The sequence below is a fragment of the Paraneptunicella aestuarii genome, from assembly GCF_019900845.1.
In the GTDB taxonomy this organism is placed as follows: Bacteria; Pseudomonadota; Gammaproteobacteria; order Enterobacterales; family Alteromonadaceae; genus Paraneptunicella; species Paraneptunicella aestuarii.
This window is the reverse complement of the sequence record NZ_CP074570.1, coordinates 1,906,482-1,932,225: the sequence shown is the minus strand read 5'-3', so window position 1 is coordinate 1,932,225 and position 25,744 is coordinate 1,906,482. Positions and strand designations below refer to the sequence as shown.

General features: G+C 42.2%; 20 protein-coding genes. 8 read left to right on the top strand and 12 right to left on the bottom strand.

The window, feature by feature from the left end:
• Positions 1–94: 94 nt before the first annotated feature.
• From KIH87_RS08075 to KIH87_RS08050, 6 genes are all read right to left on the bottom strand, one after another.
• Positions 95–1,447, bottom strand: coding sequence for an AAA family ATPase (locus tag KIH87_RS08075; RefSeq protein ID WP_232361021.1), 1,353 nt, complete (start codon positions 1,445–1,447; stop codon positions 95–97).
• Entirely contained in the window at positions 1,434–2,393 is a 960-nt protein-coding gene (locus KIH87_RS08070; RefSeq protein ID WP_232361020.1) for a reverse transcriptase domain-containing protein, read from the bottom strand. Before KIH87_RS08070 ends, KIH87_RS08075 begins: the two co-directional genes overlap by 14 nt.
• A 452-nt stretch (positions 2,394–2,845) precedes the next feature.
• Positions 2,846–3,670 (bottom strand): LytR/AlgR family response regulator transcription factor, encoded by an 825-nt coding sequence (locus KIH87_RS08065; protein WP_232361019.1) that lies wholly within the window; start codon positions 3,668–3,670, stop codon positions 2,846–2,848.
• A complete protein-coding gene (locus tag KIH87_RS08060) occupies positions 3,663–4,739 on the bottom strand; it encodes a sensor histidine kinase (RefSeq protein ID WP_232361018.1) in 1,077 nt (358 codons plus the stop codon). Before KIH87_RS08060 ends, KIH87_RS08065 begins: the two co-directional genes overlap by 8 nt.
• Positions 4,740–4,869: 130 nt before the next feature.
• Positions 4,870–5,331: an Mpo1 family 2-hydroxy fatty acid dioxygenase gene (locus KIH87_RS08055; RefSeq protein WP_232361017.1), complete on the bottom strand. Its 462-nt coding sequence runs from the start codon at positions 5,329–5,331 to the stop codon at positions 4,870–4,872.
• A gap of 283 nt (positions 5,332–5,614) precedes the next feature.
• Positions 5,615–6,292, bottom strand: coding sequence for a flagellar brake domain-containing protein (locus KIH87_RS08050; RefSeq protein WP_232361016.1), 678 nt, complete (start codon positions 6,290–6,292; stop codon positions 5,615–5,617).
• Positions 6,293–6,620: 328 nt separating this feature from the next.
• On the opposite strand from KIH87_RS08050, the gene KIH87_RS08045 reads away from it, so the two are divergent.
• Positions 6,621–8,426 carry a M61 family metallopeptidase gene (locus tag KIH87_RS08045; RefSeq protein ID WP_232361015.1) on the top strand — a complete coding sequence of 602 codons (1,806 nt, stop codon included), beginning with the start codon at positions 6,621–6,623 and terminating at the stop codon, positions 8,424–8,426.
• A 42-nt stretch (positions 8,427–8,468) separates the two neighbouring features.
• On the opposite strand, the gene KIH87_RS08040 is transcribed toward KIH87_RS08045, so the two are convergent.
• The 4 genes from KIH87_RS08040 to yejK form a co-directional block, all read right to left on the bottom strand.
• Positions 8,469–9,299, bottom strand: a complete 831-nt coding sequence (locus KIH87_RS08040) for a M23 family metallopeptidase (RefSeq protein WP_232361448.1) — start codon at positions 9,297–9,299, stop codon at positions 8,469–8,471.
• A 76-nt stretch (positions 9,300–9,375) separates the two neighbouring features.
• The gene (locus tag KIH87_RS08035; RefSeq protein ID WP_232361014.1) at positions 9,376–10,251 is read right to left on the bottom strand and encodes a 6-carboxytetrahydropterin synthase; all 876 of its coding nucleotides are present in this window, start codon (positions 10,249–10,251) and stop codon (positions 9,376–9,378) included.
• A gap of 229 nt (positions 10,252–10,480) precedes the next feature.
• Entirely contained in the window at positions 10,481–11,677 is a 1,197-nt protein-coding gene (locus KIH87_RS08030) for an ABC transporter ATP-binding protein (RefSeq protein WP_232361013.1), read from the bottom strand.
• On the bottom strand, positions 11,665–12,747 hold the full coding sequence (gene yejK / locus KIH87_RS08025; protein ID WP_232361012.1) for a nucleoid-associated protein YejK: 1,083 nt from the start codon (positions 12,745–12,747) through the stop codon (positions 11,665–11,667). Before yejK ends, KIH87_RS08030 begins: the two co-directional genes overlap by 13 nt.
• A 91-nt stretch (positions 12,748–12,838) precedes the next feature.
• On the opposite strand from yejK, the gene KIH87_RS08020 reads away from it, so the two are divergent.
• The 7 genes from KIH87_RS08020 to KIH87_RS07990 all read left to right on the top strand — a co-directional run bounded on the left by KIH87_RS08020 (position 12,839) and on the right by KIH87_RS07990 (position 21,217).
• Positions 12,839–13,051 carry a YejL family protein gene (locus KIH87_RS08020; protein ID WP_232361011.1) on the top strand — a complete coding sequence of 71 codons (213 nt, stop codon included), beginning with the start codon at positions 12,839–12,841 and terminating at the stop codon, positions 13,049–13,051.
• A 66-nt stretch (positions 13,052–13,117) separates the two neighbouring features.
• On the top strand, positions 13,118–14,677 hold the full coding sequence (locus KIH87_RS08015) for a DUF3413 domain-containing protein (protein WP_232361010.1): 1,560 nt from the start codon (positions 13,118–13,120) through the stop codon (positions 14,675–14,677).
• 219 nt (positions 14,678–14,896) lie between these two features.
• Positions 14,897–15,682, top strand: coding sequence for an ABC transporter substrate binding protein (locus tag KIH87_RS08010; protein WP_232361009.1), 786 nt, complete (start codon positions 14,897–14,899; stop codon positions 15,680–15,682).
• Positions 15,683–15,687: 5 nt separating this feature from the next.
• The gene (locus KIH87_RS08005) at positions 15,688–17,262 is read left to right on the top strand and encodes a sensor histidine kinase (protein WP_232361008.1); all 1,575 of its coding nucleotides are present in this window, start codon (positions 15,688–15,690) and stop codon (positions 17,260–17,262) included.
• Between the two features lie 201 nt (positions 17,263–17,463).
• Positions 17,464–19,611 carry a TonB-dependent receptor plug domain-containing protein gene (locus KIH87_RS08000; protein WP_232361007.1) on the top strand — a complete coding sequence of 716 codons (2,148 nt, stop codon included), beginning with the start codon at positions 17,464–17,466 and terminating at the stop codon, positions 19,609–19,611.
• 9 nt (positions 19,612–19,620) lie between these two features.
• Positions 19,621–20,406 carry a citrate synthase family protein gene (locus KIH87_RS07995; RefSeq protein ID WP_232361006.1) on the top strand — a complete coding sequence of 262 codons (786 nt, stop codon included), beginning with the start codon at positions 19,621–19,623 and terminating at the stop codon, positions 20,404–20,406.
• On the top strand, positions 20,384–21,217 hold the full coding sequence (locus tag KIH87_RS07990) for a hypothetical protein (RefSeq protein ID WP_232361005.1): 834 nt from the start codon (positions 20,384–20,386) through the stop codon (positions 21,215–21,217). The genes KIH87_RS07995 and KIH87_RS07990 overlap by 23 nt, the downstream gene beginning before the upstream one ends.
• 70 nt (positions 21,218–21,287) lie before the next feature.
• On the opposite strand, the gene KIH87_RS07985 is transcribed toward KIH87_RS07990, so the two are convergent.
• Both KIH87_RS07985 and KIH87_RS07980 read right to left on the bottom strand, forming a co-directional pair.
• Positions 21,288–23,078, bottom strand: coding sequence for a thiamine pyrophosphate-binding protein (locus KIH87_RS07985; protein ID WP_232361004.1), 1,791 nt, complete (start codon positions 23,076–23,078; stop codon positions 21,288–21,290).
• A gap of 145 nt (positions 23,079–23,223) precedes the next feature.
• The gene (locus tag KIH87_RS07980; RefSeq protein ID WP_232361003.1) at positions 23,224–25,722 is read right to left on the bottom strand and encodes an EAL domain-containing protein; all 2,499 of its coding nucleotides are present in this window, start codon (positions 25,720–25,722) and stop codon (positions 23,224–23,226) included.
• Positions 25,723–25,744 lie beyond the last annotated feature (22 nt).

Sequence of the window (25,744 nt, the reverse complement as noted above, 5' to 3'; positions counted from 1 at the left end):
TTTTATCTGACACAGTAACTTGAATTTTACTTGAACATCCTCTGCGCCATTAGCCGTGCTTCTCGCTATACATATACTCCATATAAGCCACAAACTATGAACCTAAGCAGAGATGCCTTTTTAAAGCTTCAACTAAACATTCAGTTTTCTCCTTGAACTCACTTTCGACTAAAGAATACAGATCGTTTGGCGTCTTTTGTCTAGAAGAAATAACTTTTCTCCAATAAGTTTTGGCGGTGTCTTTTTCTCTTCTTGCTGGAGTAAAACTAGGCTGACTAATATCATTCAACAATCTGTCTTTATTCTGCCAAATAAATAGCTCGATATCATTTACTGGCGAGCTATATAATTTGCTAACACTTTTGAAATCGCGATTAATGGACTCGTATATATCCTGATCGACTACAGCAATCAATTTATCTGAACTACCAAATATTTGATGAGTATCATTTTTCATTGCAATTGCTTTTACTTGAGGTTCTCCTCCAACAGGAATCACTTCATACTCAAAGAATGGTTGTAGATGCTTTCCAATAAGGTATTTTAAGAACCCTTCCAGGATTTCATCCTCAGTGATAATGTATCTATCTTTGCCTATGAAACCATATAAATCAGACTTCACATACCCATATGAACGCCGTTCTAAAGTAACCTTCTTCCCATCATCTTCAAGATAATATAAACAACCATCATCGACTGTACTCATAAAAGCCAAAGAGTGAGAAATAACTATAAGCCGCGTTTCATACCGCTCAAGGATTGGCTTTATCGCTGTGAATAATTTAACTTGTGCAGCAGCATCAAGAGCCACATCTAACTCATCTACCAGCACTAACTTTGCACCAGATGTTATTAATCTATAAAGCTGTATTAGAAAAAACTCACCTGAACTCAGATGATCTTCTCTCACATAATAGTCATGTTCTTTTGGAATAAAGTAAAAAGTGTTTTTCCCAATTTTTATTGCTTTAAGCTCATCAAATTTTTCAGTTGAGTAAATTTCTGACAAAAATTTGATTAAATCACTTGCACTCTCATATTGATTTGTTGCGATTCCAACTCTAATCTCATTATCAAAACTTGCAATTAAAGAAAACTGCTCAAATCGTTTACCATAAGGAATAGGCAGCTCAGCGATCATAGTATTTCGACCAGGCAGTTTATCTCGGCTATCAAGAACCCCTCTTCTTACATCGAAAGAAAATGAGAATTGATCAAAACCTTCTATCTCAAATAGGATCTCACTACCGTCTCGGATAGAATCCAAACCAGATGACTTACTGAATATTTGTGGATCAGTTAGCAAATAGAAAGACTTTATAATTGAAGTTTTGCCAACACCATTTTTCCCAGTAACAACTATAATTTGAGACTCAGGATAAATAAACTCAACTGATAATTCTGAAATAGCTTTAATATTTTTAAGAGTTATCTTATCTCGACTCATTCCACCTCTCCTCCATGAGAGTTCTTAATGCGAAAACACCATATTTTCTCTGTAGCTTTTCCAAGTAATCAGGATCTATTGATTGCACATAATGGAGCATACCGAATAGAGATTTTTCGCTCCCCTTAAATTCTTCCTCTAGAAAGCTTTTATACTTGCTTTCGTCTGTAACGTAAAAATGCAGTAATAATTCCAATTTCTTTTTGTACTTTGTATCAATGGTAACTTTTCTGTTAGGCAAAATACTCAGCCCAAGTATTTTCACTTTATTCCCTAAATGAGTAATACGTGTTTTCTCTTCATTGAGCAATAAGGTTGAGGATGCATACTTATTCAAAAAAGTTTGGATTATTTCCTTAAGATCCGAAAGCTCCTCAAAGCTCTTTCCTGAAATTATAATGTCATCCGCGTAGCGGGTATAAGTCAGAACATTACTCTCACAAAACTCTCTAACAGCACAATCAAATTCAAATAAAAAACCATTACTTAATTGAGGAGAGGTTGAAAAACCAACTGGTACTGAACCATTAAATGTCATTAACGAGGCAAGCAGATTTATATAAGAATCAATATCTGAGATAGGGATGCGCTCTTTATCCCTTTCTAATATACGAAGTACATCCGTAATTTTTATGTTTGAGTAAAAATTTCTGATATCTGTTAAGAAAAAATAATTACTATCTGTGTGAGCTCTAACCGCAGTAAAAGTATTTTTGTCTTTCGTAAAAGAATGAACAACATTCTTATCCTTTGCTAGATGTCGAAGAATAACACGGTCAATAAAGCGTAAGTATTTTTTGAACTTATCCGATGTCTTAAATATCTCCCTACCGGATACGGTGAACGTTTCGACCTCCGAAGCTACATCTAATCCACAAAAATCAACAAATGCTTTACTATCGTGGAAAATAGCATTAAATGCTTGCTCAAAAGTCCGCTTTGTCATCGTAAAAACCTTATAACTCAGTGCAGAATAGCTTAGCTCACCAGGCAGAACGAATGGAAGAAAGAAGTGGCAAGTGGAGAAAAAACACAATCTTTTCAACTATCCCCCTTCCTCAATTGGAAGGGATGGACAGCGAAATCAAATTATGGCTCCTAGGGACCAGCTTTCCGACCGGAGCTTCTCCTAGTCACTGGTAACCGCCATTATAGTCATCTTCCTTAAAGAACGTCAATTTCACTTAACAAATATAAAGCGCGAATTCGACAATTAAATACGACACCGTCACTTACTCCGATACTCTCCGCCCCCATTTCTTTTAACCTGCATTTAGCTCGTTCAAATTCAAAGGTCAAAGCTCCATCGTTATAGCTGCTCTTGCGGTACATGGGCGATGATCAATAGCTCGCGGTTAGAGTCGTAACGCTCGTCAACTAATGCAATAAAACGACCAACTATTCCCTAATCATTTGCTTAACGCGATCTCTATGGCTGCGGCTGACTTTCAGTTCAGTGCCATTTTGCAGGACAAGGTGGTATTCGCCGCTAATGTGGCTAACGAGTTTAGACACGTAATTGACATTAACGATGACCGAGCGGTGAACCCGGACGAACTTTTTCGGATCCAGCTCGTCGACCAATTCTTTCATGGTACGGCGCATAATATGAGTACCGGCATCGGTGTGAACGCACATATAGTCACCTGCGGCATCCACCCATTGAATACTGTCTACAGCAACACGACTAATCTCGGAGCCATCTTTGATGGCTAAAATAGAAGGGTAATTATTTGATGTAACGGGTTCACCAGCAGCCAGCTTACGAAGGATCTCTTCGCTTTCTTCTCCAGTAAAATTAGCCACTAATTCAGCCAGTTTATTCTTGTGGGCTTCATCCTGATGTAACTCGAAAAAGTGCTCGGCCTTGTCGATAGCTTCAGCCAGTCGCTTGTCGTCAACGGGCTTTAAAAGATAATCGGTGGCGTGGATTTCAAAGGCTTTAATAGCATAGCTGTCGAAAGCGGTCACAAACACCACCAAGGGGAGCCGTGGCATGATCTCTTGTAGTTTCTGGATCACCTGAAAGCCGTTTAATCCCGGCATTTGAATATCCAGAAAGATGAGATCAGGTTTCAGAGTGGGGATCTGCTCAACGGCCTCTCGACCATTTTGACACTGACCAATAATACTAACGTGTTTAAAGTTGGCTAAGCGAAGTGCCAATCCTTTTCTTGCTAAGGGTTCATCATCCACGATGACAACATTAATTGTTCTAGCCATGTTCATTCGTATCGAGTGGGATCCTGATAGTTACTTTAACACCGGTTGGCTCGTTATGTGCAATCTCGAATTGATAACGCGAACCATACAGCGACTTTAAACGTTCTCGAATATTGGTCAATCCCACGCCATTTTTGCGATGCAACTGACCATCAACAATGTTGGCTCCGGGGCCATTATCTTCTACTTGCAGTAGCAAATCGTTATCTTGAACTTGTGCAGCTATACGAATAATGCCGCCCATTTCCAACTTGGAGATGGCATATTTAATAGCATTCTCGATTAACGGTTGCAGTATCAAACTGGGAACCAAGGCTTGTTTTGCTTCTTCCTGAATTTGCCAATCGACAGTAAGGCGCGTATCAAAACGCACCTTTTCAATATCCAGATATAACTCAAGGGCTTTTATTTCCTGCTGTAATGGCACTTTCTTGATGGGGTCTTTATCCAATGAGTAACGCAAGAAGTCACTAAGCCTACTCACCATGCCACTCGCGGTTTCATAGTCTTTCATCAGTATCAAAGTGGAAATGGCGTTTAACGTATTGAACAAGAAGTGCGGATTCAGCTGATATCGAAGCATTTTAATTTGCGCTTGATGCGCCATCGCAGAGGCTTTCAATGCGTTTTGCTTTTCCTTTTGCAGCATTTGATAGTTCTTGATACCAAAATACAAACCGCTCCAACAGGTCATCAAGAACACGGAGTTGGCACTGTTAGTCAGATACATATACCACTCGTCGGGGCGGTATCCGTGCTTGTAAATTTCCCAATAATGGACGTTCTTGGCAACCGTCCAAAGCAGTGAAATCACGTAAATGGAAACCATGACGGCAATTACGATCTTCCAGGGAGTCAAAGAGCTAACTGCACGAAAAACATAGCGAAGAGGAATGGTAAGCACCCATCCGGCGATGGAATTCAGGATGATAACGAAAATCCAGATAGGACGCATATCATGCAGAAACGAGCCAATATAATAGATAAGCGCAAAGCCTATCCAGCCGCAGGTATGTAGCAGCCAGAATAATCTTTCGCGATCATCGATTAGTTTATGCCAGTAGCTCAAAAGGGGTTCTCGTGTAAAAACAGTCTCATTGCAATTATACGAGATAGAAAAACAAGAAGCCTGTAACTGACCGTAGGCTAAATGCTGTTTGTCGCATTTAGCCCCAAGTCATATGAATTAAGAAAGGTAATTAATAATGGATATTCATGCGCTTTAACCAGTGAACCCACCACCATGCAGGCCCCACCAGCAAAAACTGTAAGTCTTTCAGAAATGAAGGCCGTTTACCTTCAATATTATGACCAATAAACTGCAAAATCCACATCACTACAAATAGCGCCAAACTAAACTGCCAAACCGAGATATTCATACGTTCCAGCAACTCGATAAACACAAAGGAAGCGGCTGTTAGTAAGGTCATTGCCGCACCGATTGGCCCTGACAATAAAAAGTAGTAATACAAAATAGGGATCGCAATGATATGCGCCCAGGTTACGTCAAAGAAATCAACAAACTCTGGCGTTGGTATGGCAGAAATAAGCCCTAAGGTGACAAAGTAAATCACAGGGACAGCAACAGCATGAATGAATATGTTGGTTTTGTTTTGGTGGCTTTCGCCGTATTCATTGAGCAGGTATTCGATCTTTCGCATGGAACTCGCTCCAGTCAGTTTATTGTTATTATGTTGTTTTAATCATTCAGGATCTGTCGCGTACTGAGTTTCTGAGTCCTTCTCGTCGCCCTGTTTGTCGGCTTCTACTTTCCAGTGATCATCCTGATAAATTAACGCAACGGTTCCTGACTTGGCCAATACGAATCGTGAACAGATTACCTGCCTAAATTCTTCATGCCAACATTTTCATGCAATAGTTTTTAATATCGAACAATAACACTCAACCATTGCAGCCGTTTACTGCCATTCAAAAAGATGTCTGCTACAAATCGACCATTAACCGACTCACCAACATTTCCACTTCTTCTTCCGCTGTGCTGAATTTAATGCCATAGCTGAAATACAGCTCGTCCTGCTTAACATTCATCACAGTGCCTTTGAGTTCGAAAGGATCCGTGTTCTGCCCATTTAACCGGATCACAATATCGTTGGAATCAAGCTTCTTGGTTTGATTACGTAAGGTAGCAATACGGCAGCCACTATTGGAGATATCCATTAATGTTCCCATTGCCATTGTATTGCCCGTTTTAGCATCCATGATAGAAACAGGAACTCGAATTTGAGCACGTTTTTCTGATCGAAGCCCCTGGCTTTGAATAAAGGTTGGAAAAGCGACAAAGATCATGTGAATTGGCTTGAGCAGAATAAAGGTCACTTTGGTTTTAAAGGCAACGACTTCACCCGCTTCTTCCTCAAGAATAAAGCGAATGATCATAGAATTATCGATGTAAATTGCATCGCTTAAATTGCCCCATTTGGTTTCATCTGGATAGCGGATCATCATAGTACGATTACCATCCATCCCTATAAATTCAGTTCTTACACGCTTTGCATTTGTCGGTGTAGACACCTGAATATCAAGTGGCATGCCTGGTCGCAACGACCTCAACTTACGCAGATCTTCAGCACTTAGCCCCTTAACATCTTTCAGTATTGCCATTCAGAGCAACTCTCCCTCAAAACCAGTATTGTTATTATTAGATTCATGTGAACGATATATCTGCTTTTTCTTTATATTCTTAAATAAAGTTCCAAGTCCAGGCATAGTTCGCGCCATTTATGCCAGAAAACGCACTAAAAACACACTTAATGTTAAATAAATATCCTACTTACTTATAATTTTCTGTGTCTGGCTAGCTGTGTTCACTGCTATTATTGTAGTACAAATCTCACATTTGAAATACTTACAGGGATCCTCGTCCAAGTGCGTCTCTGTAAAGTTAAGTTATTGATTTAACCAGAAAGATTAATGAATCAGGACAGGATCAATGTCACAAAAACCAGCCCCTATCCGCTATACCGTTTCCATTCCCAGTGTTGCAAAGCATATTTTTCAGGTTGATTTGGAAATTGATAAACCAACCGAAAGCGGTCAACAACTGAAACTTCCCGCCTGGATACCCGGTAGCTATATGATCAGAGATTTTGCCAAAAACATTCTGTGGTTAACCGCCGAAAGTGCCAATGGGCAACCATTAGCTGCTCATAAGCTGGACAAACAAACCTGGCAAATTGCAGCACATCAGGGGGCGATTAAGGTCAGTTACCAAATTTATGCATTGGATCTGTCCGTTCGTTCGGCCTTTCTGGATTCAGAGTTTGGCTTTGCAAACGGTACAAGCCTGTTTTTGGAAGTGGTGGAACAAGCCAATACTGCCATTGATGTAGCACTACAAATGCCTGTTGATATGCCGTTATGGCAATTAGCCACAGCCATGCCCACTAAACCCGGAGCAGCCGACAGTGACTTCCCCTATCAATGTGCCAACTATGCGGATTTGATTGAACACCCTATTTTAATGGGCGAACTGGATGTTATTCCTTTTGTTTCCCATGGTATTGAGTTTGAGATGATATTTGTTGGAGGTCAAAATACAGACACCGACAGAATGGCTATCGACCTGAAAAAGATCGCCGACCATCATCTGGCACTATTTGACTCTCCTGTTGGCACTCCAGCGCCCATGAAACGCTACCTGTTTCTGACTATTCTGACCGAGTCTGATTTTGGTGGCTTGGAACATACCGCCTCAACAGCACTGGTATATAGCCGTAACGATTTACCCAGTGTCCATGACCGAGGAAAAACTCCTGCTGGCTACCGCACATTTTTGAGCCTGTGCAGCCATGAACTCTTTCATACCTGGCATGTTAAACGCACCAAACCAGCATTGTTTATCGCGCCAGATTTAAGCCAGGAAGTGTACACAGAGCAGCTTTGGATTTACGAAGGATTTACCTCTTATTACGACGATTTCAGCCTGCAACGCACAAAGCTGATTTCCAACGAAGATTATCTGGAAGTATTAGGACAAAACCTGACCCGATTAGCGCGTAATGCTGGCCGATTACTGCAAAGCGTCACCGAATCCAGTTGGGATGCCTGGACGAAATTTTATAAGCAGGATGAAAATGCCCCCAACGCGATTGTAAGTTACTACACCAAAGGCGGCATTATTGCTATGTGCCTGGATTTGAAATTGCGGCTTGCCAGCAAAGGCCAGCACAGCATTGATAACATCATGCAAATGCTGTGGCAGCAATTTGGTTCAAAAGGCATTGGTACTGACGACAACGTCATTCACCATTTGCTTGAACAACTTGGCTACGATTTTAATGAATTTCTGGACAGTGCCTTGTATAGCACAAAAGACTTGCCCGTTGCAGAGCTGTTAAAACAAGTTGGCATTAGCTTAAATACAAGAGCCAGAAGCAATGCCAAAGATCAGGGCGGCAAAAAAGCGCAGGATTCGGTGCGTCACGCCTTTGGTGCAACTTACAACAGTGCATCATCAGGTATCACCATTACTCAAGTTCTTGCAAACTCTCCGGCAGAACAGGCATCGTTCAGCAAGGGAGATAACCTGATAGCACTTAACGGCTATCAGATTAACGAGCGTAATTTTCAGAGTGAACTAGATAAGCTGGAAACTGGCAGTGAAGCGGTGATCCATTATTTCCGTCGCGGACGATTACATGAAACAGAAATGCCAGTTCAAGAAGCGCCTAAAGATACGGTTTATCTGGAAATCGTAGACAAAGAAGCAGCAAAACTTTGGTTGGGTGCTCCCTGAGTTTATTTGAGTTGGTCTATTTCAAATAAACTCAGATTAAAACTATTCGGCTTTAGCCGGCACAATTAACGCTGGGTCAATTCGTTGATCCAGCCAGTTCATTCGCCAATCCAGATGCGCGCCTGTAACCCTGCCAGTGTCACCGATTTCAGCTACCAGTTCGCCCTGCTTCACCACATCACCCGCTTTAACATGGGACTTGCTCAAATGCAGAAAAGTCGATGTGATGCCATGACCGTGGTCAATGATCATGGTTCCACCTGAGTAGTACATATCAGGCACGAATAATGTAACAACACCATCGGCTGGCGCATAAACCGGATGACCAATTGGCCCGGCAACATCAACACCAAAATGTGGGTTTTTAGGCGTGCCATTCAATATTCGCTGACTACCGTAAACACCGCTAATCTCTCCTTTTGCCGGCCATTGAAACGCTTGCATAAAATCAATACGCTCATCTCGTAATTTACGAGCAGCGGCAACATCGCGATTATCTTTACGAATGCGCTCAAGCACAGATTCAGGCGGCGTGACCATTTTCGGCGGTAAGCCATCAATTTTTTGGATCTTGTATTCTCGTTTTTGCAGTTTTAGAACCTGGCTATGCACTTGCCCATCTTGCGTTTGCCACTTTAACTCGTGCTCTAATTTAGCATCACGACCAAAGCCTATGGCAAAGAAACCGTCATCAGAAACCTGTATTTCCTGCTCGTTGAGCCAAACTCTGGTTTCCTGTGCGCTTTTTGCTCCGCTTTCTGCCTTGGCTATCTGTCCTCTTAAGAGCGCCCCCTGCTTAAGCTGCCCGCGCAATTCCAGTTGCGGCCAGTGTAATGCAGGTTGTGAAGGCAGCATTTTCTCAATTTCACTCATAGAGGCAGCAGAAACGCTCGCTACGGTACATAGCCAAAAAGACGCTAGCAACACTAACCTGTACATAAGCATTAGCTTAGGCATAGGCAATCGCTCCTTTACCAACGCCTTCATAGGCAAACACTATGTGTTGATGTTCTGGAGACAAGCGCTTTTGCTCATTCGCCATAAATTGCGCCAAACATTCAACGGTAGAGTCGGTTTCAATAATCTCACACTCGGCAGTGGGAATAGCCAGTTCAAAGCATCCCTGAGACGATTCATAAGAAAACAGATAATGATTACCGTCTGCCAAAAAGGTATATTCATCTGTAGTCAGAGTGCATTCTGACACCAAATCTTCGCGCGTACCGATGTAAATATCTTGCCAACGTTTCGCCCAGTATTCAGGCCATTCACTATTGGTTTGATTATCGACACGAACATCTATGCGTGAACGATGCCCATGTGCGATACGCTGGCAATTGCCATCGTGCTTTTTTAGCCCATGAGTATAGTGATAAAAAGGCGTTTCGATGACTTCGGCGCGCAAATTCAATTCAATACCCTGCACATTGCCGGGTAACTTGGTACGAATAATGTCACTAAGATATTCCTGCACCGATTTCATCGTCACCGTATCGGAATAGATAAAGGCATAAGCCTCGTCAGGACAATGCAAATGAATGCTTTTATCTGGGCGGTTAAAATGCACTTTTACCGAATCAGAAACCGCTAAATGTTCTACAGCGGTATAGGGATGCTCCATTGGGATCAAGAGTTTGTGATCAACATATTTATCAATCAGTGATTTCAAATCTTTTTTGACCCGACCAAAGTCAAGCACCATGCTTTCTTCATTTAATGCACCATCAAGCATGACATCGACTATCCAGCTCTCCCCTACCATGCCTCGTTCCGGACACAAGTAGGAAAAGTCCATCACAGTCAGATCATTGACAAATAATTGCATGTTGTAATTGATTACCTCTAAACACAGCCCCTGCTCAGCAGAGCCTGTTTCTTAATTCTATTTAATCGAAGCGATAAGCCTTAACCCGCAACTCGTTCAATTGAATGATTAAGGATTATGGAATTGGCTCAGAATTATAAACACCCAAACCTGAAACACCAACAAAAGCCGAGCGAACAGCTCAATTATGATTAAGTTATGCTTGTTTTATGGGTGATTTATAAGTGTTTTATGAGTGAGTCAGCGCAACTTTGCCACATAAATTGCCATCGGCATTAAACAGCAATAAAAACTTTTGAGGAAAAACCAACTTACTGGCGCTACCTACGCAAGGCGATTCTGAAGCCTCATGAACTTTTTGGCGTACAACTAATGGAAATGGCGTTGATTCATTTATCAGCCGACAATAACAATGACACTCGTTACCCAGAATATCTTTTTGGACAATTTCCACATCCAACGAAGACTCAGACGTTGCCGTTACAGACAATGTACAATCGTCAGGCCGTACACCCAATGTAACGTTATTATCCATTATCGGTACGGCATCATGCGGATGAAATGAAGCAGAGATATGTTGACCCGCAATATTCAGCTCAATTCTATCCCCCTGAATGTGAAGCACTTGTGCCGGGATCAGGTTCATCGCAGGATGACCAAACAATCGTGCTACCTGGACATTTTCAGGTGAATGAAAAATGGCATCAGGTGTGTCGAATTGCAGCAGTTTTGTTTGAGGTTCTGTTTGAAACTCTGTTTGAGATTCTGTGGATTTACCCAGAACCATGATCCTGTCAGCCAATTGCATGGCCTCTTCCTGATCATGAGTCACAAACAAGGTGGTTGTGCCTAACTCTCTATGCAGAAACTGAATCAATAGCCGTAATTCCTGACGCGCAGCTCTGTCCAAATTCGCCAAAGGTTCATCGAACAAGAATAATCTGGGGTGTTGGATCAAACAACGCGCCAATGCCACGCGCTGCTGTTGTCCTCCGGACAATTGCGCAGGCATACGAGCTAACAAGGCACTCACACCCACTTTTGCGGCTATCTCATGTAACTGTTGTTCTCGTTGCGAAACAGTGATGCCTTTGATCCTGAGAGGAAAAGTAATATTGTCTGCCACTGTCATATGAGGAAACAACGTGGGTGATTGCAGTATCATCGCAACCTGACGTTGCTCGGCAGCGATATGATCGACAGGCTGTTCATCAAACAAAATACGGCCTTGATACTCCTTGTCTAATCCCGCAACCATGCGTAACAAGGTCGACTTACCACACCCTGATTCACCAAATAAAACAACAAACTCTCCCTCCTTAATATCGAAGGACAAGTTTTGAAATAGCGAGCTCGGTATTGAGTGACTTGATGTGGAAACTGGAGCTTGAGTTTTTCCAACTCGCTCCAGTCTTAGTCTTGCCATCGTGATAATTGATCCCTGAGATTAGCGGGCAAACCCTTGATGGTAATAGTGTCATTTTCCTGATTGTAATAGACACGATCGCCCAACAGTTTGCGGTCAAAACTCAAGCTGATTCCACCACCCTGCCCGGTAAATTTACTTAGGGTTTTAATGGCGGCACGATCCGGTTGAAACGTCTCTTCCAACGGCTGTTCCATACTTTGAGCAAAAGAATAAAAATCCTGCTTCTGATCATCACTGGATAAGGCTTCCGCGATATCTTTCACCGAGATATCTTCGCCGGTTTCCAGCTTGTCTTTATAGTAGTCAACCAAATTGGCGCGAGTAGCCTGTTTTTCTTGCGGATCAAACTGTTCGCTGTCGAGGTACTGTTCAACATTATGCAGCAACTGCTTGTTTTGCTGCTTGATATCAACCAGCTCTTCACATCCCATAAACTGCATGAAGAAATCCGACACCTTGCGTCCAATACGCCCTTTGATAAAGCTCACATAGCGGTTGTGTTCTGGCGACGTTTTGTATTGCGTAACGTCAATACGTGCAGCCAACTGCATTTTCGCCATGTCTAAATGAGAGCTGACGCTGAAGTTCAAATCGCCCGTCACTTCAACATGCTCTTTAGTATCAAGCAAAGCGATCAATAAGTAGTCCGTTGCCAGAAATTGGAAATGGCTAAACACCAAAAAGCCCGTTTCAGGTGTAGCAAAAGCTTGCAGATGATGTGTCAGCAATTTGGATACATGGTGAGTGAAAGCAACAAAATCTTCCTCTCCCGCCATGAGCTTATCCAGTTGCAATTGTAATTCATTGAATGCATAAGGATTCTGGATACGCGGCTTTTCTTCCGCCTCGTCATCGTCGTCGCTGTCATCTTCCTCAATTGGACGTTCTTCCAGCAGAAAACCACCGACACCTTTACCCGGTTTACTGTTATAAATATGATTCAGGTTCTGCGCCATCTGCTCAATTTCAGGCGAGATTTCACAGGCTTCAGCCCGTGGCAGTACGACAAGTTGTTGTTCACGTTCTACAATTCGGTGCACAATAACATTGTGAATAATGAGAGACATATTGTAGTTTTTTCCTTATTCAAACCAACGTTAGATGGAGCTCGATGCATTTTGCTGATAGTATCCCCATCAATTCTTTAAGGGAGTGGCTATGCCGCAACAGTCTAAATACTCTGACCAACAATTTGAAGCACTGATGACAGACATTATTGCTGTTTTAGAACGAGAAAATGCAGGACGCGATCTGTCATTGATGGTGCTAGGTAATATAATTACAAGAATTTTACAGCATCAGGTAAGCGATGCCGACCGTCAGGAAATGGCGCAACGCTTTACTCAGGTACTATTAAAAAGTGTCGCATAATCGCTTATAGTCTTATAGTTAGTATGTGTAGTCAGTGCGCTAAACACTCTTAGTATTCTAATAATTATGATTATATCTGAAACACCAAGACGACAGTTGGTAAGCAAACTTGTAGGATGGGGACACTGGTTTACCCTGGTAAACATCGTGGTCGCTATTGCCATTTCCGGCGTCTATTTGTTTAGCTCGCGCGTACCCAGCACTCTTCTGGGCATACTTTATTTATTTACCAACTGGTTCAGCCATATTGGGTTTCTTACCTTTTTCGGTTTTGTCATTTTCATTCTGCCTATTTGTTATCTGATCCCGAATAGTCGATTTATCCGGGCTTATGGCTCTATTACTGCCGCTATTGCATTAGCCATGCTAGCTCTGGATGCACTTCTTTATACGCGCTATGGGCTGCATTTATCCTTTAGCAGTGCCGAATTTATTCGCGATCATGCCAAATTTGCGATTGCAGAAGTCAGTAGCCGGCAATGGGCTTTCTTTGGCCTGTCGTTTATCGCCTGGTTATTTTTACAATTGCTCATTGCCAACGCTTTATGGAAGCGTGTTGAACGGCTGCAAAAACTAAAATTTGGCCTGCCCATTAGCGCCGCCTTTACCGCCATGTTCGTATTTAGCCATGCAACGCATATTTGGGCTGACGCTGAACTATATCAACCGATAGTGCAACAGGATGATATGTTCCCCTTGTCTTATCCAGCCACAGCTAAAACCCTGATGTCCAAATATGGCATGTTGAACAGGGAAAATTATAATCAACGCAAGCAACTGCAATTATCTATTGATAAAGGCGCTGTGACCTATCCCACAGAACCGCTGTATTGCGTTATCGATACTCAAGCTAAAGCGACACTGTTAATGGTGATGGATGCTGATTCTCTGCAAAGCCTTGAACCATCGATGGTGGATAGCCTGAATCTCAATAAATTAACCAACCACTATGATTTGAGCCTGTCTTCTCGTAGCGCAGTTAAAAGTACGCTCTATGGCTTACCGGATTTGTACCATTGGAAACTGGGTTCACACCGCCCAATATTATTAGACTTACCCGATAAGCTTGGCTTGCCGGTACACTTGTATAGCCATGACCCCTCACTTTTTGCGACCAGCAAGGTGAATGGTCAAGATAACTGGGAAATCTTCTCAAATTCATTGTCAGAGGCAACACCGGGATTATTCATTGGTTTTATCACTCAGGCAGAGCTTAACGAACTTTTAAAAAATACCGATACTTCGCAGCTTCAAAAGCTGTTTATCAGCCACTTTTCTGCCAATCACATGGTTGATGCCTATACCAATTTACCGATCTCACCCAATCGACTATTGAGTCTCCATGAGGATATTCCTGCTACGTTATTGGGCAACATAGGTTGTAACGCCAAAACAGAGCTACACAGTACGGGGCAAAATCTCACCAAAGCCAATCGCACCTGGTTGGTAACCACTCAGGACGATAAGGTACTGATAATGCATCAAGACCTTAAAATTCAGGTAGATAGCCGTGGCAATTTTGTCATCTACAACCAGGATGGTAGCCAAAATACCAGTACAGAGTTAAATACAGGACTATTAAGCCAGGCAATAAAATTACTGAGCAAATTTGCCGACAACGAGTAATATTTCTGGCAATTTTTTTTTAAACCGCTATGGTAGTGAATGCTTCATAACGGAATAAAAAACGACTCTTAATAAGACTGGAATATGCTCAGGACTGTTTTCATCAATTTCGCAATTTTTCTATGCGCTCTCACCTGCGATATTGCAAGAGCAGAAGGGCGAATTGCAGTGGTATATCCTGATGTTCCGTCCCCGTATAACCAGATTTTTCAAGAAATTATGTCTGGTATTCAAGATGAATATACCGGTGACGTTACTTCTATCGCCATCCCTAAATCCTTCAATCAGGATGACTCTCTGCGATGGATTGACAATCAAAACACCAACCAAATCATCGCTCTGGGTAAGCACGGCTATAGGCTGGCGCAAAACATTAGCGGCGAAAAAGCGGTGGTTATTGGCGCAGTTCCTTTGTCCACAACCAGCAATGAATTATCCGGGATCAGTCTGATCACAGCCCCTGAAGAAATGTTTCTGTCATTGCAACAACTTGCTCCTAATATTCGTAAAATTCATGTCGTCTTTAATCCTCGAAATCGCTGGCTAATAGACTTAGCTAAAACCGAAGCTGAAAAGCTTGGGTTTTCACTACAAACAACAGAAGTGACCAATGTTAAAGATGCCCTTAGTGCATACGATAAAATATTGGCAAATATTGACCATCAGAGCGAATCCGTATGGTTACCACTGGATCCTGTCTCTGCTAACGAGCAAGTTATCTTGCCCAAATTACTGGAAGAATCCTGGGAACAAAACCTTGTGCTTTTCTCCAGCAAACCTGCCCACGCCAAACGCGGTGTTCTGTTTTCACTTTTTCCTGATCATTATCAGTTAGGAAGAGACCTGGTGAAAATGGTCACTAAAATGCACGATTCAAAACAAAGTGCAGGCGTTCACCCCATTCGCAATTTGAAATTGGCTGTTAATTTAAGAACCGCCGCGCATTTGGGATTTGATTATAAAAACAAACAGAAAAATCAGTTTCATCTGACTTTTCCAGAGTAGTCGTTATGAATACCGCAGTGACTCATCAAGCTTCCAAAGCTAATGATACCCAGCAAAAGCAGGGTAGTATTCGTCGTCGCTTACTCAGCTACATAGTTATAGGTGTAGTTGGCCTCCTTCTTACTTTCAGTGTGGTAACCAGTTGGTTGACCACTAAACAAACCTCATCGCAATTGGTGGGTAATGCCAAGCAGGTATCAAGTGCATTAGCGCAACAATCCGCTTTGGCACTTATCACAGCCAGTATAGAAAACGCCAAAGCGGCCTTGGATCAAGTTCTGGCATTTCCCGACGTAGATGGTGCAGGACTAGTCAGTTGGGATGGTTCTTTCTATGAGTGGCGAGGCAGTCAGGCTGGCACTGAGTATTTCAGGAATATCGACTGGGCTGACGTGAAAGATAATATGCTGTTTGATGAAGATAGCGACCATTGGTACATCGCCTCTGTGGTTATTCTGTCTAACTCAACCCCCGACGAAACTGGCGAGTCACTCTTTGAAACTGCCGATGAAAAACTCGGTTATGCCATTATCAGTTTTAGTAAGCAAAGCCTCTATGAAACCAACCTCAATATTATTATCACCATAGGTTTAACCGGACTGATTTCCATTATTGGCTTAATTCTGATTGTTGGCAGCGCGATTCAGAAACAGCTGTCGCCCCTACGTGAACTGACTAAAATCATGGTGTATAACCACCAAACCGGTGAACACAATCTTGCCAACGTCAGTGGAGCTCGCGAAATTGAACAAATGGCAGCCTCGTTTAATGCCATGATGCAAACACTGGATGAGCAGGATGAACGTCTCAGAAATCATCGTGATCAGCTAGAAGCGGAAGTAAAAATACGTACTCGCGAACTAGTCGAAGCTCGCGATGCAGCACTCAGTTCAAGCCGTCATAAATCTGAATTTTTGGCCAATATGACCCACGAACTTAGAACACCGATTCAATCCATTATGGGCTATGTCGATCTGGTCAAAGAGGAAACAGAGAGCGAAGGCGTTTTTCAGGTCAGCGAAGACCTGGACAAAGTTAGCCGTAATGCCGAAAGATTACTTGGCATGATTAACTCGGTACTGGATCTATCGAAAATAGAAGCAGGTCGTATGGAGCTGAAAATAAACAGCGTTTACCTCAATGACCTGTTACGAGATGTAGAAGAAGCAACCGCCCCACTCGTCCCTGCTAACAAAAATCAATTTTCACTGCTTAATCATTGTGAAAATATGTTGCTCAGAATTGATAACGAAAAAATGTTACAGGTATTAATCAACCTGGTCAGTAATGCCTGCAAATTTACCGAGAGTGGTCAAATTACTCTTGAAGTAAAACAGCACAAAAACTTGCTCGAATTCCATGTCATTGATACAGGAATTGGAATTCCAGATCATAAATTAAGCAGTGTGTTTCATGAATTTATTCAAGTTGATTCAGGGGAAAACCGCCGTTTTGGTGGCACAGGTTTAGGCTTGGCAATATCGAAACAATTCTGTGAATTGATGAGAGCCAAAATTGAAGTGGACAGCGTTGTGGGAGAAGGAACCCGGTTTACAGTAACGCTGCCCATTCAAAGATAGGTGTAAAGCAAAGGAAATCTGACAAGTAAATCGTTATGTTCGATAGAAACATAAAATTTACCTTGCCAAGTAAGGGAAAAAATAAATATTGTTTGAACTCAAATACCTGGCAGACATAGTAACCTGTGTGTAAAAGGGTTGTTGGGCAGTATCACATCCATACTGTGCATTGAGTGGTGAACCAAATTACCGGATAACACTATGAAAATTAGCAGAATCACATCCAGCGTATTAATTGCTTTGACAATGTCTTCGTCTGCTTTAGCAATGAATGAAGAGTTAAATTATCAAAGCGAATATGAAGATGAGCTTATGGATTATTACGGTGGCGAAGAGTTTGTTAGTATCGCGACTGGAACCCAAAAATCCATCACCAAAGCGCCTGCAATAGCTTCTGTGATTACATCTGACTACATAGAAAAAGTTGGAGCGACTAATCTGGATGAAGTGCTTGAATTAATCCCGGGATTACATGTTTCACCATCGACCGTTTCACGTCTCGACCCTGTATACTCTGTCAGAGGATTACAGACTGGATTTAACCCACAAATTCTTGTGTTGCTAAACGGTACTGAATTTAAGAACAGCTTTTCCGGCGGTCTCCCATTTACTTTTCGATTACCCGCCAAGAACATTGAGCGAGTAGAGGTTATCCGAGGCCCCGGCTCTGCTTTATATGGTGCAGATGCCTTTTCGGGTGTAGTCAATATTGTTACAAAAGATCAGGGTAATAATAATGAAATTAATCTGGGCGGTAGATTAGGCTCCTTTAAGAGCCGTGATTTTTGGCTACAACTTGGCACTAAAATTAAAGAACTGGAATTGGATTTTTCCGTTGAATCTCAAACATCTGATGGAGACTCCGATCGTATTGCCGAATCTGATTTGCAAAATACATTGGATGGCGCACTAGGCACCAATGTTTCTTTCGCTCCAGGCCCACTACAAACACAATATGACATAATTGATTTACACGCCTCAGCAACATGGAACAATCTCAAGCTGGAACATTGGTATTGGGAACAAAACGATGGTGGATTAGGGCCTGGCGGAGCCCAAGCATTAGATCCAATAGGCACGCAGAATGTTGAGCAGTATAGAACCAAGCTATCTTATCGCTCAGATCTATCTAGAGATCTAATATTTTCTACCAATGTTTCACATTTGGTAGTGGATAACGAAACCTACTTTGTATTATTCCCGGCAGGAGCAATATTACCGATAGCGCCGGATGGAAATCTCAATTTTTCTAATGTTGCTGGAATAATAGAGTTTACAGACGGTTATATTGGGAGCCCAAGAAGCGACCATAAAGATACTCGCATGGAGGCTTCCTTTGATTACAATGGATTTGAGAACCATGAAATCAGAGTCAGTGCAGGATGGTTCGAACAAGCACTCAATACGAGTGAATTCAAAAACTTTGGACCAGGAATCATTGATGGCACGGAACAAGTTGTAGGTGGTGAACTCACTGATATCACCGATACTCAATACGAATATGTTCCCGACTCAAAAAGAACCAACCGTCACTTGGTATTACAGGATATTTGGCAGTTAGGTCAGGATTGGGAAGTAACGCTCGGACTGCGCTACGATAGCTTCTCCGACTTTGGCAGCACAGTTAACCCTCGAATCGCTCTGGTCTGGGACGCTGCCCACGATCTCACGGTAAAGGCTCTCTATGGAAGTGCTTTTAGAGCCCCGTCTTTTAACGAGCAATTTTTACAGAACAATCCCTCTGCTATTGGTAATCCTAATCTGGAACCAGAAGAAATCGATACCTATGAGCTGGGATTAAATTATCAAATCAATTTCAATACCAAGTTATCGCTGAATTTCTATTCTTTCCAAGCTGATAAATTGATATCAAGAGCGCCAATAGAAGGTTCAAATCTGTTACTAACCAAAAATTTATCAACTCTTGATGGCAAAGGTGTCGAGTTAGAAGTGAATTGGTCTTACGATGATTTTCGTATCGATTTCCATTATTCACACCAAAATACGGAAGATCCTTCTCTGGATATGAACATACCATTTGTAGCCCAAAATACAGCTTATCTGGGTGCATTCTTCGATATGAATGACAAATGGAATATATCCCTTTCATCACATTGGATAGCAAGCAGAGAAAGAACTTCAAGCGATACCAGAAACAAAATCGATAATTACATCCTGACAAACGTAGCTTCCACCTACCAAATCACGGATCAAACCAAGACCAAACTTATCATTAAGAATATTTTTGATGAGGCTATCTACGAGCCTAGCAGCGGAACAATTAGTAATGATTTTAGAATGCCAACCCGCAGTATTTGGTTGGAATTGGAGTCAAAATTTAGTTTTTAGAAAAGCAGTATGAATAAAAATGAGAAGTTTGGTTATTCAAGTCGTCCCAAAACCAATATATGTCTGGAGCAAGCCGCCCCTAATAACCCCTATGTATGCCAAAAACAGTTTCTGGCTGGATATGACACCATTGAATTAGCCACAAGAAAAAGTTTCATAGACGTTTTGCTGCTTTTACTAAAGCTAGAGCTCCCATCCGACGAGGAAAAAGCACTTTTAGAATCGCTGATGATAGGGTTAATTAACCCTGGCCCTCGCCATCCTGCATCGAAAGCTGCCATGTCTGCGGGTATTAGCAAAGCGAATCCTGAACACATACTTCCAATATCGCTTACGGTTATTGGAGGAAGTATGGCTGGAGCTCAGGAAGTCGCCAATGCCTATCGCTTCATTAGTAATAATGCTAACTCTGACACTCAAAATGTTAAAGCGGTCATGGATCTTGATAAAGAAAATCGCTTTGCACCAGGATTTGGGCGCCACTTTGGGCAAGCAGACCCCTATATAAAGTCTCTGGCTAGAGCATTACAAGAACAACGTAAAACAGGAAAACACTTCAACTGGTCAATTCAACTCGCTGAAAGACTGGAAAAACAACAAGCTGGTATGTTAGATGTTGGATTAGCCGCAGCCATTTTTTGCGATCTTTCCATTGGTGAACGTGAAAGTATCGCCCTCTACCAATTTATGCGAAGCCCTGGGCTTATGGCTCACGGACTTGAACAATCCCATCGCCCAATCAGCGATATTCCATTAATTGAGGACGACCAGTATGTCTACGAACAAAACGCATAATACTGACACTCGTTTTTGGGATGAACGCCGTAATAATCTTCGCTCCAAGATAGGTAAATGGACAGGTGGTGAGAGTGTCTATATCAGAGGCTACTCATTGTTTGATGATTTGTTTAATCAAATATCTTACATGCAACTGATCGTCTTGAATGCAACGGGAAAACTGATTTCCAGCAATCTTGGCAAATGGTTAGAAAATAATTTCATGTCCATGAGCTACCCAGATTCGAGAATATGGTGCAACCAAATAGGCGCTTTAAGCGGCTCAATGGGAACCTCTCCAACAGCCGCTACCGTAGCAGGTTCTTTAGCTGCAGATTCTCGAGTTTACGGAGGTAGTCAAACGTCCCAAAGTGCCATGAATTATATTAAAAATGCACTGGAAGAATATAACGCTGGAGCCACTATTCCAGATATCGTAACAAAAGCGCCATTAAAACAAGGGCGCCCAGCCATTATAGGATTCGCTCGTCCAATTGTAAGAAATGACGAACGTATCAAACCTCATAGAGAAATGACTAAAAAACTCGGATTTAAGGAAGGCGAACACATGAAATTCGCTAATCAATTATCCGATTATCTGGAAAAACACTACTCAATGGGCATTAATATTGGAGGCTATACAAGTGCCTTCATGTTAGACCAAGGCTTCACCCCGGAAGAAGTCTACATAATAAAAAACATTTGTGTCGCAAGTGGTGTCACTGCCTGTTATACGGAGTATAAGCAACAGCAAGAAAATGCATTCTTACCGCAACAATGCAACGATATTGAATATTTAGGGCATCAACCTCGCCCGATTCCCTGTTAGTTAATACAGACTATAGTAAGCACTCAAAAGCACTAAGGGATATGCCACCCATATCCCCGGCTTTTTTGCCCTATCCTCCCGGTGTAGCAGAGCTTCCATTCACAGCCAACCCTTTCACTCTGTCAGCCATTGGAGGAACTTCCTCACGATCAATACGCACATCAATGAGCGTTGGCTGGTTCTTGCTAAATAGCCTGCCAAAATCAACAGCTTCCAGTTCTTCCGTCGTGTTTACCACAATTCCCTGAATACCCATTGCCTCAGCCATTGCGGCAAAATCGATGTCGCCCAGTTCAAAACCGATTTCCTCGGCTCCGCCTAATCGCTGTCCATGCATGACCATACCCAGCACGCTGTCATTCAATATCATAAATACCATGGGCAGGTTTAACTGCTTGGCAACAGTGATCTCCTGCGCACTCATCAGGTAACTTCCGTCACCTGTCACACAAACATGAGGAAGCTTTCCTCTTGAAGCGGCTGCAGAACCCACACTGGCGCCAATAGCCCATGCCATCGCCCCAAAACCCATCGCAAGATGATATGTCCCGTTATGCTCGGGTCTTTGGTAATACTGTATAGACCATGCCCAAGCATTTCCGGCATCCACAAACATACGCGTATTTTCAGGCAAGATCCTGCTCAGGTAGGAAAACAAGCGTTGCGGTTTAATGGGATTGTCATTACTAAAACACTTTTGCTCATGTAGCAAACTGGTAAAACAGCCATTCACGTTGCGCTTCCCTTCCCGAACAAAATCGGAATGGTCTTTCGACCAATGGCGCTTGGTTCGACTCAATTTTTCATTGATGATCCGGAATATCGAAGGCAAATGACCACACACATGTAACTTGGCCATATGCGAACGGGTAAAATGCTCTATCCGCGAGTCCACATGGATCAACTTGCCATTGATCAGTTCCTGCGTCCAACCAGCCGTCCCCAGTTCCCCCAGAGCAGCCCCAATGGCAATGACCAGATCAACCTTACCCTCTTCATCGCGTAGCAGCTTTCTGGCGCTCTCGTGGCCTGAGAAGCCAAAAACACCACGATACAGATGGTGAGTCTCATCAACCCAACGCTTACCCATTGGCCCTGTCACAAACGGGGCATCAATGAGCTCGGCAAAAGTCATGATCTCTTCCGACGCCCCTTTACAACCATCACCAATAAACAGAATGACATTGTTCACCTGTTTCAACTCGTAGATCATACGCTCTACCGCGCCATGATCGGTCAGATTAAAACGGTTTCTAAGCGCATTGTATTCAATCGTAGATGGCTTTGTTGCTGCAGAACGCAACACATCGGAAGGCACACTGATATGCACAGGCCCCGCGGGTTCATTACGCGCTGCCATAATAGCCGAGATTAATTTGGTCTCTAACTGCTCATGATGGCTCACCAATGTACTGTACTTACAACAATGGCGAAACATGGATACAGTATCGATTGCCGTACAGGAAGAGTCCTGCAAGGCTCGCTTACCAAATTTAGGTAAAGGGGTTTGTGCTGTTATCACCAACATAGGCACATTATCAGCGTAAGCCGCTGAAACACCGGTCAACAAATTAGTTGCACCGGGGCCTGTTGTTGCACAACACACTCCCAGTTTATCCGTTTCCCTTGCATAACCATCAGCCATAAAAGCTGCGCCAGCCTCATGACGAGCAACGACCGCTTTGGCACCACCAAAGCGACCGCTGATAGCTAACGCGTTATACAAGGGCTCAATTGCCCCTCCTGGAACGCCAAATACAAACTCGATTCCCATTTGATTAATGTAATCGACAATTAGATCGGCATACGAAAATACATCCATGTCAATGTGTTCCTCCCCACCAGGACTCACCATAGACATAAGATTACCGCCTTCAACAAATTTATTTTTTGAGTAGTTTTTTACTAATAATGTAATTTACACAATGATAGGACGATTGAACAGAGAGCAAGACATTTTACTGTATTAGAGGACGGAAGAGGACTTATAAGGATAATTAAAAACCCTAATAGACCTCTTCAACACCGTACTTTTCTACTATTGAATTGATATCTAAAGGGCGGCTAATATAATAGCCTTGCAAATAATCCACCCCCAACTTTTTTAATTCCAGTAAAATATCAAGGTTCTCAACAAACTCTGCTACTGTCGTTTTATTTAAAGCTTTAGCAACTTCACAAATCGACTTTACCAATGCGTAATCAATTGGATTATTGATCATATCTTTGACAAAAGACCCATCCACTTTTACGCAATTTGCGGGCAATTGCTTTAAATAACTGAATGTACTAAAACCAGTACCAAAGTCATCAATAGAGAACTCACAACCTAACTCCATAAGTTGATTTATCATTTCCTGGGTAGCAACCAAATTGCTTAAACTTGCACTCTCGGTGACTTCAAAAATAATCTGCTGAGGACGTACATTAAAGGTAGTAAGCTTTTCTTTAATAAGGGGCAATAGGCGTTCATCACCCAAGGCTTGTGCTGAAAGGTTAATAGCGACTTTCTTTAATACCGGGTGCTGACTCATCATACTGATAGCTTTGGAAATCACCTGATGATCCAGCAAGGTAATATCCTCTGCTCTTTCCAGTGCAGGAATAAATTCACCAGGCATAATCAATTGATTATCAATTTCCAAACGCACTAATGCTTCGAAGTATTGAACTTCTCTATACTCTGAATCAATCACAGGCTGGAAGTGCAATACTAACTGATCATTAATAATGGCCTCTTGCAAGGTTTGCACCCAGTGAACAGCCACTTTAAAATCTTCACTTTCCTTATCCTCGTCACTAAACATATGAACTAAATTTCGGCCTCGACGTTTAGCAACATATAACGCGATATCCGCTTGTTGAAGATAAGTTGAAGGGTCATCAATTTCACCATCAATTGCAGTAACACCAACACTACAACTAATGCGATAAACTCTTTCATCAAATTTGAAATGACCACTTTTTAACGTATCGCATATTTTTTGAGCAAGATTAACTGCCGCCTCGGCATCTGTACGAGGAAGTAAAATGGCAAATTCATCACCACCAACGCGGCATAAAATATCGGCTTCTCGTTTTACCCGTTTTAAGGTATCAGCCACTTCTTTGAGAATAATATCGCCCTGATAATGACCTTGCGTATCATTAATGACTTTAAAATGATCCAAATCCAGATAAAGCAATGCATGTGAAACCGGTTGCGTTAATGCACTACTGGTTAAACGATTTAATTCAGTATCAAAATAATGGCGATTGTAAAGATCGGTTAGCGTGTCATGAGAAGCCAAATGGTTTAGCCTTATCTGGGCTAATTTTCGCTCATCAATATTATCCAACGTCGCGGTAATACCTATTACCTTATAATCCTTTTCTAAAACGTTAAACTGAGCTTCAACCCAAAGTGGACTACCAGATTTACAAATCAGCTGAAATTCCATCTTTTTATGTTGAATTTCACACGCAACAATCGCTTCCAATGAATTTTGGATCAGAATGTTTTGATTTTGATCATTTGCGGCAAATTGAAAAACCGACAATTTACGTCCGATGGTTTCCGATAAGTTAAAGCCGGTCAGCCCAATCCATGACTGGTTAATAAATTTAATATTACCTTCTCTATCCAGCTCTATAACGACGGTCGCCAAGTGATCTAACAACCGTTGGTGTTCCTCGGAAAGATGGCGATAACGTTCCTCATTTTTCTGAATCGTTAGAACCTTCTCTTCAAACTGAGCATTGCTAATCAGATAATTTTCACGATGAGCCGCAATGCTCATCACTCTACGTAATTGATCGGCCTTGAATGGCTTTTGAATAAAATCCACAGCCCCTTCAATCATCAATTCTTCAGCTAAGTCAGTACCACCATGAGCCGTCATGATAACCACGGCCTGACTGGGTGAGCGAGCCATAATGTGTTTCAACACATCAGAGCCACTCATTTCAGGAAGTTGCACATCTAACAAAACAATGTCGTATTTACCCGGCGCATAGGCTTCTACCGCTTCCATACCAGTCATAGCCACATCAATACGATGGCTGGCTCGTAAAATTCGACTTGCTAATTCGGAAATATGAGGATCATCTTCAACAATCAGTACCGACGTTTCGCTGCCGAGACTCATTTGTTCCTGACAATAATACTGGATTAAATCCGGGAGAAGGTGGAGTTGCTCATTACTCACTACCTTATTAATGGAAAACGCACTCGCCGTGGTTTCTGCGATATGCTCACAGTAAGTCGTTGTCATCAACAAAAAGGGGGTATGGCTTGGGCACATAAACAGATTGGCTCTTACCATTCGAGCCAAACGCCAGCCATCCAAATTGCCAATATCAATATCGGAAACGATGCAGCAAAAGCTATCAGCTTTTAGACACTTAATGGCCTCAGCACTATTTCTAGCCCACGTAATAGCGGCACTAAGTTCATCAAATTGTTTGATTTTCTGATATTTAACTTCGTCACTGGTGACCAGCAATAAAGAAAGCTGTTGCGTCATCCGATACCTTTTTCGACTAAAT